The organism is Ralstonia pickettii, assembly GCF_030582395.1.
GTDB classification, from domain to species: Bacteria; Pseudomonadota; Gammaproteobacteria; order Burkholderiales; family Burkholderiaceae; genus Ralstonia; species Ralstonia pickettii_D.
On sequence record NZ_CP104381.1, the window covers coordinates 3,259,188 to 3,273,251 of the forward strand.

A 14,064-nucleotide genomic window follows, 5' to 3' on the forward strand; every position below is an offset into this window, starting at 1 on the left:
TGCGCGCATTCAAGACAGAACTTCGCACCCCTCATGATGCCGACCCTGAACGACGACCAACGCAAGGCCCTCTTTGCCGAACTGCCCGGCTGGACGCTGCAGAGCGACCGCGACGCCATCCAGAAGACTTTCACCTTTGCCGACTTCAACGCCGCCTTCGGCTTCATGACGCGCGTGGCGATCAAGGCCGAGCAGATGAATCACCACCCGGAGTGGTTCAACGTGTGGAATCGCGTGGAGATCACGTTGTCCACGCATGATGCAAACGGGCTCACGCACCGTGACGCCGATCTCGCGCGCTTTATCGAGCAGGCCGCGAAAGGCACGAAGTAACGATCGCAATGCTGGCGCTCAGCCCCGTGTGGCTGCGCGCCACGCTTCATAGGCCGCCCGCGCCTTGTCGCCCAGTTGCTCAGGGGCGATGCGGGTGGCGCCTTGTACAATCATCAGCGCATACGGCTTGGCCAGCGCCGACGCCTCGGCACACAGCCGCAGTTCCTCGCCTTCCGCGGGCGAACGGGCGCGCCAGAAATTGATGGCGGCCTCCAGATCGGTGATGGTGAGCAGGGCATCGGTCATCCGCGCATTGTAGCGCTGCCAAATCTCGCCGATTGCGCCTTTTTGCCCTTTTCCGCCCGCACTCTGGATCGAGTCAATGCGCATCCTGCTGATTGAAGACGACCGCGCCATCGCCAGCGGCATCCATGCCGGACTCACCCAAGCCGGGCATCGGGTGCAGGTCGTGCACGACGGTGTTTTCGCCACGGAACAGCTCACGAGGCAGACGCACGACCTGGTGATCCTCGATCTCGGGCTGCCCGGCATCGACGGCATGACGCTGCTGTCGCAATTTCGGGCGCGCGATCGCGTGACCCCGGTGCTGATCCTCACCGCACGGGACGGCCTGCTCGACAAGGTGAACGGGCTGAACGCCGGCGCCGATGATTACCTCCTCAAACCGTTCGAGATGCTCGAACTCGTGGCCCGCGTAGGCGCCCTGCTGCGCCGTCGCAATGATTCGACCGAGCCGGCCGCGCGGCCCGACATCCTTGTCGGACGGTTGCGCATGAGTGGCGTGGAGCGCCGCATCTTTGTCGATGCCGCACCGCTGGAACTGTCGCCGCGCGAATTTGCCGTGCTGGAGTTGCTGATGCTTCGCCAAGGCCGGGTGGTCAGCAAGGTGCAGTTGCAGGACCACCTTGCGAGCTTCGGCCACGCCATCGGTGAAGCCAGCCACGACGTGGTGGGCGATACGGCCATCGAAGTCTATGTGCACCGCGTGCGCCGCAAGATCGAACATTCCGAGGCAGAGATCGTCACGGTGCGCGGCTTCGGCTATTTGCTGCAGGCACGCGCGGCGGCGTAGGTCTCATCCATGTTCAAGCGCCACCGTCCCGCCTCGTCGTCGGCTTCAGCTGCACCGGCCAAGGGCGGCAACGGTGCGATCAGCCTGCGCCTGCATCTGTTGCGTGCGCTGGCGACACCGCTGTTCGGCCTCATTGTGGGGACCGGCGCGCTGTCGTACTGGCTCGCCGCGCATTACACCGCGCAGGTGTTCGATCGCGCATTGGTGGGGGTGGCGAACACGCTGGCTGAGCAATTGCGCATCGCCGGTCCGCATGTGCCGGCGGCCAAGCTCTACGACATTGCTCTCACCGCCCAGACGCTCGTCCAGAACAGCGGCGAAGACCGCATCTACTGGCGCATTTCCGGCCCCACCGGCACCCTCGTTGGGCGCGACACGCCATTGGGCTACGGCTCGGGCCAGGTTCGCATTGGCGATGCGCGCGTGTTCTACAGCTGGATCGACGGCAAACAGGTACGTGCGGTGCATCTGCTCGTGCCGGGCGTGAGCGCGGAGGTGCCCAAGCCGCGCTCGCCGCGACTACCTGTACCGCCCGATCCCGAAGACGATGTCACGCGCCCTGCGCTCGCGCCCACGCAGGCGCAGACGGCACCGGCGTTCAACCCGTCCAACCCGCCCGATGCCATGCAGGCCGAGGGCGGCATCGTCGTGGAAGTGGCGGAGCTGCTGGACCATCGCGATACGGCCGCCAAGGAAGTGCTGCTGTCGGTATCGATTCCATTGATCGTGCTGCTGGCAATTGGCGGGCTGATTCTTTCGCTCGTGCTCAAGGAAGAATTGCAGCCGTTGCAGACGCTGGCCGATACGCTCAACAAGCAGAGCGCGCGTTCGGTGACACCGCTGCCGGCGGAATCGGCCGAACGCGTGCCGGCCGAACTGCAGCCGCTCATCAACGCGATGAACGCGCTGCTGGCCCGGCTGCGCGACGCACTGGAAGCGCAGCGCACCTTCATCGCAGACGCGGCACATCAACTCCGCACGCCGCTGACGGCGTTGAAGCTGCACGCCGATCGCGCTGTCGACGCCAAGACATTGGACGATGCCCGCCCCGCGCTGCTCGAGCTGCAATCGGGTGCGAACCGCGCGGTGCGTCTATCCAACCAGTTGCTCACGCTGGCGCGTGCCGAGCCAGGTATGACGCTGGACCAACTGGGCACGCCGATGCGCGTCGATCTTGTCTCGCTGGCGTTCGACACCGGCGCCGAGTGGGTGCCGCGCGCGCTCGCGCGCGGGCTGGACCTGGGCTTCGAGGCCTGGCCGCACGACGCCACATTGCCGGGTTCGTTGCAGGCGCCGGTGCTGGCCAATGCAGTGCTGCTGCGCGAAGCCATCAACAACCTGCTCGACAACGCCATCAAATACGTGCCGGCCGGCGGACGCGTGACCTTGCGCGCCGGCATTGAGGCCGACGCGGCATCCCGATGGTGGGGTGTGGTGAGTGTGGAAGACAACGGCCCGGGCATTCCGCCCGAGCGGCGCGGTGAAGTCTTCCAGCGCTTCTTCCGTGGGGATGCGGACCACCGCCCTGGGCAGCCGCAAGGCAGCGGCCTGGGCCTGGCCATCGTGCACGACATCGTGCGCCTGCACGGCGGCACCGTTGCCATCGACGATGCAACCGCGCGCGATGGCAGCCGCGTGATGCGCTTCGTGTTGCGTCTGCCGCTGGCAGACGACGCCGTCTGAACGACGAGCGTTCGACTTACTTCTTCTTGGTCTTCTCGGGCGGCGCCAGCATTGTGCCGCGGCATTTCTTCGCGCCGCAGCGGCACGCGAACTGTTCCTTCAGTGCCTTGGTCTGACGGCCCTCGATGACGAGGCCGTAGTCGTAGAACAGTTCTTCGCCGGCTTCGATGTCGCGCAGCGCGTGAATGAACACGCGGCCATCCGCTTCGCGCGCTTCGCAGTTCGGCTTGCAGGCGTGGTTGATCCAGCGCGCGCGGTTGCCGCCGTACTTGGCGTCGATCACGCTGCCGTCTTCCAGGCTGAAATAGAACGTGTGATTCGGGTCGGAGGGGTCATGCGGATGGCGGCGCAGCGCCTCCTTCCACGTGATGTGCTCGCCCTTGTATTCGATGATCTTCTTGCCGCGTGCGATAGCGACCACGGCATACACGCCGCGTCCGTGCACGCCCGATTCGCGCACCTCGATGCGATCGCGGCGGCGCAGTTTGGCCGGCGCTTCCGTCGCGGGCGGGGACTCAGCCAGAGCCGGCGTGGCATCAGGGGACGTGCGTGTCATTGGGAAATAGCGCTGTAAAGCGAAACAAAAACGTAGATCAACGAAGCCGTGAGCCTACACCAAAAGCATGGCATCTCGACACGCGCCGCAACCCCATGCTGCCCCATCAGTGTGGATAACTCCGCCTGCAGCTGTGGATAACTCCGCCTGCAGCTGTGGATAACTCCGCCTGCAGCTGTGGATAACTATCGGCAAAGGCTGTTGGCTGTCTGTGGCTGCCCTGTCGACGGTGTGGGCACAAGTGACGGGGTTGCCAATCGGGCGATCGGAAAAACCAGCAAGCTATCCACCTGAGAGCACACGCGGTACCCGCTGTTTTGCTTGCAACAAGTGCTTGAACACAAAGCGCTTTTTTCACTTATCCACAGAAACTGTCCACCGTTATCTACTACTACTATCTGTATACATAAGAAAAAAGGTAAACCAACCAGTCGACTGCGTCGAACCGATCAACGAGCAGACAAGCCAACCGCGAACCAGACCATCGAGCGCCAATATTGATGTGATGGGATAGCCTCGCAACGTAGCGCCCATGCGGGTTTACGGAACCCACATGCCATGCGCCGTTACAAAGCTCACGTGCCGACGCTGTTCGCATGCCGGTATCATGTCGCCCTTGGAGCCATCCCCCGGACGCTCTGTTGTGTGTTTTATCTACTCTTGAAGGGAGTCAAGCAATGACGAAAACCGAACTGATCGACGCCATCGCCAGCGGCGTAGACGGTCTGACCAAGGCCAAGGCCGAGCAGGCACTGAACGTGACGCTGCAAGCCATCATGGAATCCGTTGGCAAGGGCGATGCGGTCAGCCTTATCGGCTTTGGTACCTTCAGCCAAGGTGAGCGTGCGGAGCGTATGGCTCGCAACCCGCGCACCGGCGAAGAAATCAAGGTCGAAGCGGCCAAGACGGTCAAGTTCAAGGCCGGCCAGAAGTTCAAGGACGCTGTCAACGCCTGATGCAATGACAGCCCTCGGCGCAGCCAGCCTGTCTGGTGAGCGCCAACGACGTGGCATGCCATTGCATGCGTGAATCGACCGCAGCATTGGCATACCACGTCGGAAGGCCTGTCTCCCCGTCAGGCCATCCCTTCTCCCTCTTTCATGTCCCGCCCTTTCCTGCGCAATTCGCTCGCTCTGCGCATTGCCCTGCCGCTTGTCCTGATCGCACCGGTCTTCTGGTTTGCCGGTTGTGCGACGCCGCCTGCGCGCCCGCAAGCCGAACCGCTACCCGACAACGAAGTCGTGCAGACGCGCCCGGGTGCCACACCGCGCGAAAAGATGATCGAGATTGCCCTGACCGAATGGGATCGGTGGGGGCGCCAAGTGGTGCGCGTGGGGCGCGACGATACGTATTGCGTGGCAGGCGGCGGTTTTCCTGACCAGCCGCAAGGCCGTTGGCTGACACCCGACGACCCGATGCCCACCCCGTCTGATGAAGGAAGCGGTACCGACATGCCGCTGCCCAAGGCAGTGGCCGAGCCTGCCGCACCTGCCCAGGCACCCTGCCTGCGTTATCCGGACGGCACGGGCGGCGAAGCCACCGCGCGCGGCTGCATGCTGGCCAAGCGCTACTGGGGCATCGTCGGCAAGACACCGACCTGCCAGCAGTTGACCACCGGCGGCTGGGCGTGGTCTGCGGTGTTCATCTCGTGGATCATGCGCAAGGCCGGCCTGCAGAACGATCAATTTCTGACCGGCGCTACGCATGCGGAATATGTGACCGACGCGCGCGATCATCTGCTCAGGCATCCCGCCTTTGTCCTTGAGCGCACACCGGCGGTGCCTCGTCCGGGTGACCTCATCTGCACCGCACGCGGCGCCGATCGCTTCATGACGGACCCGGCCGAGATCCAGCCCGGCAGAACGCCCATGCATTGCGATCTCGTCGTCGAGATGGACCCGGTGCGCCATGAAGTGAAATCGATTGGCGGCAACGTGCAGCAATCCGCGTCGATGAGCATCACCGAGTTGAATGACGCCAACCAGCTCGATCCGTATACGAATTCGGTCATGCAGTGGTTGGTGGTCCTGCGCAACCAGTTGCCCTAGCAGACGGCAGATGTAACGTTGTTTGACGCCCGGCGCAAATTCATTAACATGTGAATCACTTAAGCGCCGGCAACCCGACCGGCGCATGGCCCCTGCGATCAGGAGACAGGTCATGACGGTGCTTTCGCTTTCGCCCGATTCCGGTTCGGACATCCAGGCCCATCGCCCGACTTGGTGCGGCCCAAGAGAATGGGGCGCGCGCGTGAAGCTGGCGGCGTGCTATCGCATCTTTGCGCAGCTGGGTTGGACCGAACTCATCTACAACCACATCACGCTGCGCCTGCAACCGGAAGACGGTGCGGATGACGATGACGGTCCGACCTTTCTGATCAATCCGTTTGGCCTGACTTATGCCGAGGTTTGCGCGTCGAACCTGGTGAAGATCGACCTGCAGGGCAACGTGCGGCGCACAGCGGGTCAGCCGGACTGGCCGGTCAACCCGGCGGGTTTTACCGTGCATGCCGCCATTCATGCCGGTATCCCGGGCGCGCACTGCGTGATGCACACCCACACGACCGCCGGCATGGCCGTGGCCTGCGCGCGCGATGGTCTGTCGATCAGCAATTTCTATGCGGCGCAGCTGCACGGCAAGGTCGCGTATCACGACTTTGAAAGCATTACCGTGCATGCCGATGAAGGGCCGCGCCTGGTCAGGAACATCGGTGACAAGCCCGCGGTAATCTTGCGCAACCACGGACTGCTGGCCTGGGGCGATTCGATTGCGCGGGCGTTTGCGGTGCTGTGGCTGCTCAACCGCGCGTGCGAAATCCAGCTCGCTTCCACATCGATGGGCCCGGTGTTGGAGATTCCCGAAGCGATTGCGCGCAACTGCACGCGCGATTCGCTGCAGTTCAACCCAAATTTTGGCGCAGGCGAAGATGTGTTTGCGGCGCTCACCCGCACCATCGACCGCATCGATCCTTCCTACCGAACCTGATCACATGACACGCATTTGCATCGTGGGCGCCGGCGCGGTCGGCGGCTATCTTGGGGCGAAGCTCGCACTGGCCGATCAACCCGTCAACGTATTGGCGCGGGGCAGGACGCTTCAAGCACTGCAGGCCGAAGGGCTGCGACTGACCGAAGACGGCAACACACGATCTGTGCCGGTGCACGCGAGTGACGATGCGCATGCGCTCGGTGTGCAGGATGTCGTGGTCGTGGCCGTGAAGGCGCCAGCCATGGACAGCGTGGCCCAAACCATCGGCCCGCTCGTCGGCCCTGAGACTTCCGTGGTGGTGGCGATGAACGGCGTGCCGTGGTGGTTCTTTGATCGACCTGGCCCGCTGGAAGGTCTGCGCCTGCAATCGGTGGATCCACACGGACGCATCGCGCAGGCCATTCCAACGAAGAACGTGGTCGGCTGCGTGGTGCACCTGACGTGCTCGACCGCTGCGCCGGGCCGCGTGCGCCATGGGTTCGGCAAGCGATTGATCATCGGCGAACCTGCGGGCGGCACCTCACCGCGCCTCGATGCAATCGGTGCGCTGCTTGAACGCGCTGGTTTGCAGATCGAACGCAGCGAAGCCATCCAGCGCGATATCTGGTTCAAGCTGTGGGGCAACATGACGATGAACCCGGTGTCGGTGCTCACGGGCGCGACGTGCGATCGCATTCTCGATGATCCGCTGGTCAGCGCGTTTTGCCTCGGCGTCATGGAAGAGGCCAAAGCAATTGGGGCACGCATCGGCTGCCCGATCGAGCAGAGCGGCGAAGAACGCAGCGCGGTGACGCGTCAACTCGGGGCGTTCAGGACGTCGATGCTGCAGGATGCAGAGGCCGGACGCGGCCCGCTGGAGATCGATGCGCTGGTGGCGTCGGTGCGGGAGATCGGCCAGCATGTGGGCGTGCCGACGCCGCAGATTGATGCCCTGCTGGGTCTGGTGCGCCTGCACGCCCAGACCCGCGGGCTCTACTGAAGAGAACGCTCTATTACGGCGCGAGCGCAGGATGCTTCAGCGCATGCGCCGTTTCAATCCACTGCTGGTGATACGCGGCATCGTCGCGCTTGAGACCCAGTTCGCCGTTCTGATACGCCATCGCCAGAGCTTGCACGGCCTCCGGCAATTCGTGCTCGGCGGCGTCCTGATACAACGCCAGCGCGCGGGCTTCATCGCGTGGCACACCATCACCGTCGCGGTAGGCATTCGCCAGCATGAACATCGCGGCCGGAATCTCGTGGCGGGCAGCACGATCAAACCAGTGTGCAGCCTGCGTTGTGTCGACTGCCGTGCCGTAGCCGCTGCGATACATCACGCCCAGGTAGTACGCCGCGGCCGCGTCGCCCTTGTCAGCGGATTGACGCAGCAGGCGCAACGCACGCGGGTAGTCGCGTTCCACACCGCCGGTACCGAGCAGCAGCGCCTTGCCCAGCGATAACTGCGCACGTGGGTCGCTCGATGCAGCGGTTTCAAGCCAGCGCATCCCTTCATTTCGCAAGGTGCCGTCGTGCGCGCTGAGCAAGGCTTCGCCCAACGCGGATTGCGCCGGCACCGAGCCGCTGCGGGCGCGTTGACGCAGCTGCTGCAGCGCCTCGGGCTCCATGGCCTGCACGACCATCGCGCGCCACGATTCCAGCTGCGTGGCATCGACGGCGGGTGCCTGGCGCGCATGCGACAGCCAACCGCCTGCCGCCACGATGATCGCAAGCGCCGCGGCCACGGTCAGCATCGGCACCGACTGGCGCGGAGATTCCATGGCCGGTGCACCAACCCATGCGGAACGAAGAGAAGGCATGGCGAGTTCCTCTTACTGCGTCAGGTCGATCTGGTACAGCGACAGCCCCTTGTTGGTGCCGTCGTCGGCCTGATACAGCGTGACGTTGTTGATGCCCGCGGCCGTGGCCACAGCCAACTTGCCCGCCGCCGACGGGAACACCACCGTTGCCGAAGACGTCGCCAGCTTCGTAAAGCGCCAGCTACGCTGCGAGCCGTTCGTCGCACGCTTCACGCTGCCGATCTTCTTGATGTAGCTGATCAGCACGTCACGGTTGGCATCGGGCGACGCATAGATCGTCTTGCTGCCATCCAGGCCGGGGAAGTTGCCGCCGCCGCTTGCGCGGTAGTTGTTGGTCGCCACGATGAACTGCGCTGCCGGGTCGAGTGCCACGCCCTTGTACATCAGGTTCTTGATGCGGCTACCGACTGGCTGCGTGACGTCAATCTCATACGTCAGGTCCGGCGTGGTGAACATGTCGAAGTTGTAGCCCGGGAACGTGCTCACCAGCTTCTGCACCGTCGCTTGCGTCGGGTCGATGGTGTTGAAGCGCTTGGCTGCCGTTTCCAACCAGTTCTTGATGTCGGAGCCGGCCACCTTCACCGCGTAGACCGTGTTCGGATACAGGTACAGGTCAGCTGCGTTGTTGATCGCCAGCGGGCCGGCTGCAACATCGGTGAAATCCGTACCGCCGCCAAAGCCGCTCTTGAACGGCGCGCTCACCGACAGCACCGGCAGCGACGCGTATTGCGGCAGGTTCGCCTGGACATAGTCGGACACATACTGGGCCTGCGCCTGGTTCACGATCTCGATCGCGCCCGGGTCGCCCACGTCGGCAAAGTACGTGCTCATGTTGAAGTCGGTGCTGCCCACCGGCGTCTTCACGTAGTTGATCGTCGCCTGGTGTTCGGTGGCAATTGCGGCCGAGACCGTCGGGTCGGCGGCCACGTACGTCTTGTCGGCGTTCTGGATCGAGCGCGCTTCCACCGTGGTCTGCGTCTTGTCGACGGCCCAGTTCGTGCCGTTGAACGTCAGGCCCAGCTTGATCACGCCGAGGTGCTTGCCCCAGTAGTTGGCCATCACGGTCGGCACGCCGTTCACGGTGCCGGCAACCTTGTCCACACCCGGCAGGTTGAACTGGCTGACCGTGCTCTTTGCATCCGGGAAGAGCTGGTGCGAGTGGCCGATCAACATGGCGTCGATGCCCGGCACGGTGGACAGCCACCAGCTGCCGTTTTCCATCGTCGGCGAATACGTCGAGTTATCCAGGCCGCCGTGCGAAATCGCCACCACCAGGTCGGCGCCGTTCGCGCGCATTTCAGGGATGTACTTGGCTGCCGTTTCCTTGATGCCGACCGTATAGACCTTGCCGTCGAGCCAGCGCTTGTCCCAGCTCGTGATCGTGGGCGGCGTGAAGCTGATGATGCCGACCTTGACCGGTGCGCTGATCGTGCTGCCATCCGGCGCCGTGGCGGTTACCGTCTTGGTGATGATCGTGTACGGCTGGAAGAGCGGCGCGTTGGTCTTCGCGCTCACCACGTTGGCCAGCACCTGCGGGAAGGCCGGGCCTGCGCATTTCTTCTGCGTGGCCGGATCGGGCAGGCCATCGACGTTGAACGTATTGCCCGTAACCTGCGACAGATACGGCAGGCCATAGTTGAACTCGTGATTGCCGATGCCGCCGCCGTCGAACTTGGCAGCGTTCATCACCTTGTAGATCGCCAGCGTCTGGTCGCACGTGACCGGGCTCACCATGGCCTGGTAGTCCGACAGCGCGGTGCCCTGGATGGTGTCGCCGTTATCCAGCAGCAGCGTGTTCGGAAACTGCGCACGCGCCTGGTTGATGAGCGTCGCCACGCGCTCGAAGCCGAGCGAATTGTCGGCAGCAAGCTTGAAATAGTCGTACGACAGCACGTTCGTGTGCAGGTCGGTCGTTTCCAGCACGGCCAGCGTGGCCTTGGTGCCCGCGGGGGCAGCGCTGGCGGCAGGCGTGGTCGGAGTATCGTCGCTGCCGCCACAGGCAGCCAGCGACATCGACAAGAAAACAGCAAGCGGCAACGCCGCCGAACACAATGGTCGGACTCGCATGAACTTCTCCCTGAAGTCTATTTTTTGGTATGCGAACTACGGACTGCGGATTGCGAAATGCGATTGCTGATGAAGCCAATGACACGCAGACGCGCACGCAAAACCGGGGGAACCGTTTGCGCAACGCGAGAGGACTACCGACTGGACCGGGGGGCTCAGGAGCCGAGAAGTATCGAAAGCGCGCATGACGATGCCGTGACCGTCGGATGACATTTGCGCGTGGCATCCACCATGCGGAGATCGGCGCCGGCTGTGCGTCTCAGCCGGGTGGCGGATCGGCGGCCCCAAAAAATTCAAGGCGCTTCGTCAACAACGTTAGAATGAGCCCATTTTTCCGCGTAGCCGTTCTATGTCCCAGAAGAAAGCGCCGCTGTTCGAGATCCGCAGCGGCACCGTCGATGCCCTGCTGCTGTCGCCGCGCACCGCCGACATGGACGCCCTGGCCGCCGAACTCACGCGACGCTTTGCCGACACGCCGGAGTTTTTCTCCAACGACGTCATCGCCATCGATGTGCGCCGTCTGGCGGAAGACGAGCGCCTGCCCATCGACCGTTTGGTGGAGACCCTGACCGCGCTGCGTGCCCGCGCGATCGGCGTGGTTGCCAGCCCCGAACAAGCCGAGTGGGCCCAAGCCTTTGGCCTTCCGCTGCTCGATAGTCACGGCCGTCGGCCGCGTGGCGGAAATGACGCCAAAGACGCCGACAGCAACGACGCGCCGGACGCACAGGATGCGCCCGAGCACGCCAAGGCCGCTGAAGCCCCCGCCTCCACTTCCGCTGTTCCTCCCGCCGATGCCGTGGCCATGCAGCCGGGCACGATGATCGTCGATCGCCCGCTGCGCTCCGGCCAGCGCATTTATGCGCGCGGCGACCTCGTCGTGCTCGACCTGGTGAGCGACGGCGCCGAGGTGATCGCCGAGGGCAACATCTACGTGTATGCCTCGCTGCGCGGCCGTGCGCTGGCAGGTGTGAAGGGCAACCTGGACGCGCGCATCTTCTGCACGTGCCTGGAGCCCCAACTGATTTCCATCGCCGGGATCTACCGCACCGGCGAAACCCCGTGGCCCGACGCCTACGCCAGCAAGCCTGCGCAGGTCCGGCTCGCGGACAACACGCTGGTTTTCGAACCGTTGCGGATGAAGTGACGCACCCCGTGCGCCGAGCGATTTAACTTACAGAGTTACGAGCCATGACCAAGATCATCGTAGTCACCTCCGGCAAGGGCGGTGTCGGCAAGACGACCACCAGTGCGGCGTTTTCCGCCGGCCTTGCGCTGCGCGGCCACAAGACCGCCGTCATCGATTTCGACGTCGGCCTGCGCAACCTCGACCTCATCATGGGCTGCGAGCGCCGCGTCGTGTACGACCTGATCAACGTGATCCACGGTGAGGCCAACCTGAACCAGGCCCTCATCAAGGACAAGAAGTGCGAGAACCTGTTCATCCTCCCCGCCTCGCAAACGCGCGACAAGGATGCGCTCACGCGTGAAGGCGTCGAGAAGGTGATCGAAGGCCTGAAGGAAATGGGCTTCGAATACATCGTCTGCGATTCGCCGGCCGGTATCGAATCGGGTGCGCTGATGGCGATGTACTTTGCCGACGAGGCGATCGTCGTGACGAATCCGGAAGTCTCTTCGGTGCGCGACTCCGACCGCATCCTGGGCATCCTGTCTTCCAAGTCGCGCCGCGCGGTGGAAGGCAAGGAGCCGATCAAGGAACACCTGCTGCTCACGCGCTACAACCCGAAGCGCGTGTCCGAAGGCGAGATGCTGTCGCTGACCGACATCCAGGAAATCCTGCGCATCAAGCTGATCGGCGTGATTCCGGAATCCGAAGCCGTGCTGCAGGCGTCCAACCAGGGCCTGCCCGCCATCCACCTGGAAGGCTCGGACGTGGCCAACGCATACCACGATGTGATCGACCGCTTCCTGGGCAAGGAGAAGGAGCTTCGCTACGTCGAATACAACAAGCCGGGCTTCCTGCAGCGCCTGTTCGGCGGCGGAAAATAAGGAGACGCACATCCATGTCGATTCTGTCTTTCCTGCTGGGCGAGAAGAAGAAGACTGCAAGCGTTGCCAAAGAGCGCCTGCAGATCATCCTCGCCCATGAACGCACCGCCAGCGGTGCGCCCGCCGACTACCTGCCCGCGCTGCAACGCGAGCTGGTGGCCGTGATCTCGAAGTACGTGAAGATCGGCAACGACGACATCAAGGTCAACCTCGAGCGCCAGGACAACCTGGAAGTGCTTGAGGTGAAGATCGAGATTCCGCAGGCCTGATTGCGCTTCAGCGCACACGAATGATGCGGCCCGCCGGAGTATCCGGCGCGGCCGGCATCGGCCCCACATAGGCGGCTCTCGGGCGGATCAACTGCCCCGCCGCGCGCTGCTCCAGCGCGTGCGCAATCCAACCGGCCGTACGGCCCGCAGCAAACAGGCCAAAGCCTGAACCCTCCGGTAGCCCCAGCACGCGGCGGGTCACTACCAGCGCGAAATCCACCGATGGCCCATCGCCCGTCAACCCGGCCACGGCGTCCATCACCGTTTGCAGCCGCTTGCGCACCGCGCCCGTCTTCGGCAAGTGCGCCAGGATTGCACCCGCGCGAGGGTCGACCTGGCGATACAGGGGGTGGCCGAAACCCGGCAGCGTATCGCCGCGATCAAGCCGACGGCGCAACGCTGCTGTCACGGAGCGCTCGCTTTCCAGTTCACTCAGCAAGGCCTCCACGCGCGCCGTGGTGCCGCCATGCCGGCCACCGGTGAGCGCAGCCAGGCCTGCACTGACCACCGCGCCCAGGCTGGCGCCGGTCGATGCGACAACGCGCGCCGCAAAGTTCGAAGCATTGAGTTCGTGATCGGCGCAGAGCACCAGCGCAACGCGGATGGCCTCGGCGGCGTGCGCGTCTACGTTCCATGATTGCTGACATTGCAGATGCACGGGTGCGGTGTCGGGTTTGCGGCCGAGCATCGCGGCAAACACCACGCGCAGGAGGGCACCGGCATCGCGCGCCGTGCGTGCGGAATCCTGCCGCCACGCGGCTTCGTCCAGCGCCGGCAGGGCAAGCGTGCACAGCGCCATGCAGCGTTGGCGGATGTCCGCGTCTGCCAACGACGTGAGCGCCGCGTACCAGCTCTTCGGCAACACCGGCGCGGGCGCGTTGAAGGCTGCGGCTTCTTCGTATTGCCACAGGTGCGCCGCAACGGCCTCTAGCGTGGCGCGTTCGGCCAATTCCACAGCAGGCGTGCCGCGGTAGAACAACTGCCCGTGATCGATCAATGTGATGGCCGATTCCATGACGGGCAGTCCCCAGTCCAGCGCATGGCGTACCACCTGGCGCGGGCGCCGTCCGCCGGAACGCTGATCGGCGAGCCGGGCCACATCGGCCTCGCGGTAGCGGCTGCCGCGGCCGTCGGGCGAAGGGTATGCCGCCAGCAGCCCGCGGCTCACATAGGCGTACAGCGTGGGGCGCGAAACGTGCAGGCGCTCGGCGGCATCGGCGGCATTGAGGTAGGTGGTCATCGGGCCGGATGAAGTGGGCGGCAATCGAGGTTGATCAGTCTAGTCAATGTTGACGCTATCTGCGGTGCGGGACTGTAATGGGCGCACCTTCT

Annotated in this window: 15 protein-coding genes; 10 read left to right on the forward strand and 5 right to left on the reverse strand. The window is 64.1% G+C overall.

The window, feature by feature from the left end:
- Positions 1 to 33: 33 nt before the first annotated feature.
- A complete protein-coding gene (locus N5B55_RS15725; protein WP_065858351.1) occupies positions 34 to 333 on the forward strand; it encodes a 4a-hydroxytetrahydrobiopterin dehydratase in 300 nt (99 codons plus the stop codon).
- Between the two features lie 18 nt (positions 334 to 351).
- Here N5B55_RS15725 and N5B55_RS15730 read toward each other — a convergent pair whose 3' ends face one another.
- Positions 352 to 579, reverse strand: a complete 228-nt coding sequence (locus N5B55_RS15730; protein WP_065858353.1) for a DUF3717 domain-containing protein — start codon at positions 577 to 579, stop codon at positions 352 to 354.
- A 76-nt stretch (positions 580 to 655) separates the two neighbouring features.
- On the opposite strand from N5B55_RS15730, the gene N5B55_RS15735 reads away from it, so the two are divergent.
- Both N5B55_RS15735 and N5B55_RS15740 read left to right on the forward strand, forming a co-directional pair.
- Positions 656 to 1,366 (forward strand): response regulator transcription factor, encoded by a 711-nt coding sequence (locus N5B55_RS15735; protein WP_065858355.1) that lies wholly within the window; start codon positions 656 to 658, stop codon positions 1,364 to 1,366.
- A 9-nt stretch (positions 1,367 to 1,375) separates the two neighbouring features.
- Positions 1,376 to 3,049, forward strand: coding sequence for a sensor histidine kinase (locus N5B55_RS15740; protein ID WP_304538625.1), 1,674 nt, complete (start codon positions 1,376 to 1,378; stop codon positions 3,047 to 3,049).
- Between the two features lie 16 nt (positions 3,050 to 3,065).
- Here the strand turns inward: N5B55_RS15740 and N5B55_RS15745 are convergent, their stop codons facing one another.
- Positions 3,066 to 3,605 (reverse strand): SET domain-containing protein, encoded by a 540-nt coding sequence (locus N5B55_RS15745; protein ID WP_304538626.1) that lies wholly within the window; start codon positions 3,603 to 3,605, stop codon positions 3,066 to 3,068.
- Between the two features lie 677 nt (positions 3,606 to 4,282).
- On the opposite strand from N5B55_RS15745, the gene N5B55_RS15750 reads away from it, so the two are divergent.
- From N5B55_RS15750 to N5B55_RS15765, 4 genes are all read left to right on the forward strand, one after another.
- A complete protein-coding gene (locus tag N5B55_RS15750) occupies positions 4,283 to 4,561 on the forward strand; it encodes an HU family DNA-binding protein (protein ID WP_004628548.1) in 279 nt (92 codons plus the stop codon).
- A gap of 144 nt (positions 4,562 to 4,705) precedes the next feature.
- Entirely contained in the window at positions 4,706 to 5,653 is a 948-nt protein-coding gene (locus N5B55_RS15755; RefSeq protein ID WP_304538627.1) for a DUF2272 domain-containing protein, read from the forward strand.
- Positions 5,654 to 5,765: 112 nt separating this feature from the next.
- The gene (locus N5B55_RS15760; RefSeq protein ID WP_304538628.1) at positions 5,766 to 6,590 is read left to right on the forward strand and encodes a class II aldolase/adducin family protein; all 825 of its coding nucleotides are present in this window, start codon (positions 5,766 to 5,768) and stop codon (positions 6,588 to 6,590) included.
- Between the two features lie 4 nt (positions 6,591 to 6,594).
- Positions 6,595 to 7,572, forward strand: a complete 978-nt coding sequence (locus tag N5B55_RS15765; RefSeq protein WP_304538629.1) for a 2-dehydropantoate 2-reductase — start codon at positions 6,595 to 6,597, stop codon at positions 7,570 to 7,572.
- 13 nt (positions 7,573 to 7,585) lie between these two features.
- Here N5B55_RS15765 and N5B55_RS15770 read toward each other — a convergent pair whose 3' ends face one another.
- Positions 7,586 to 8,389, reverse strand: coding sequence for a tetratricopeptide repeat protein (locus tag N5B55_RS15770; RefSeq protein WP_304538630.1), 804 nt, complete (start codon positions 8,387 to 8,389; stop codon positions 7,586 to 7,588).
- Positions 8,390 to 8,401: 12 nt separating this feature from the next.
- Positions 8,402 to 10,456 (reverse strand): bifunctional 2',3'-cyclic-nucleotide 2'-phosphodiesterase/3'-nucleotidase, encoded by a 2,055-nt coding sequence (locus tag N5B55_RS15775; RefSeq protein ID WP_304538631.1) that lies wholly within the window; start codon positions 10,454 to 10,456, stop codon positions 8,402 to 8,404.
- 349 nt (positions 10,457 to 10,805) lie between these two features.
- Between N5B55_RS15775 and minC the strand changes: the two genes are divergently transcribed.
- The 3 genes from minC to minE are packed head-to-tail and all read left to right on the forward strand — an operon-like array spanning position 10,806 to position 12,732.
- Entirely contained in the window at positions 10,806 to 11,600 is a 795-nt protein-coding gene (gene minC / locus N5B55_RS15780) for a septum site-determining protein MinC (protein WP_304538632.1), read from the forward strand.
- 44 nt (positions 11,601 to 11,644) lie between these two features.
- Positions 11,645 to 12,463, forward strand: coding sequence for a septum site-determining protein MinD (minD, locus tag N5B55_RS15785; RefSeq protein WP_009239512.1), 819 nt, complete (start codon positions 11,645 to 11,647; stop codon positions 12,461 to 12,463).
- 14 nt (positions 12,464 to 12,477) lie between these two features.
- A complete protein-coding gene (gene minE / locus N5B55_RS15790) occupies positions 12,478 to 12,732 on the forward strand; it encodes a cell division topological specificity factor MinE (RefSeq protein ID WP_004628536.1) in 255 nt (84 codons plus the stop codon).
- Positions 12,733 to 12,739: 7 nt separating this feature from the next.
- Here the strand turns inward: minE and N5B55_RS15795 are convergent, their stop codons facing one another.
- A complete protein-coding gene (locus N5B55_RS15795) occupies positions 12,740 to 13,972 on the reverse strand; it encodes a citrate synthase family protein (protein WP_304538633.1) in 1,233 nt (410 codons plus the stop codon).
- Positions 13,973 to 14,064 lie beyond the last annotated feature (92 nt).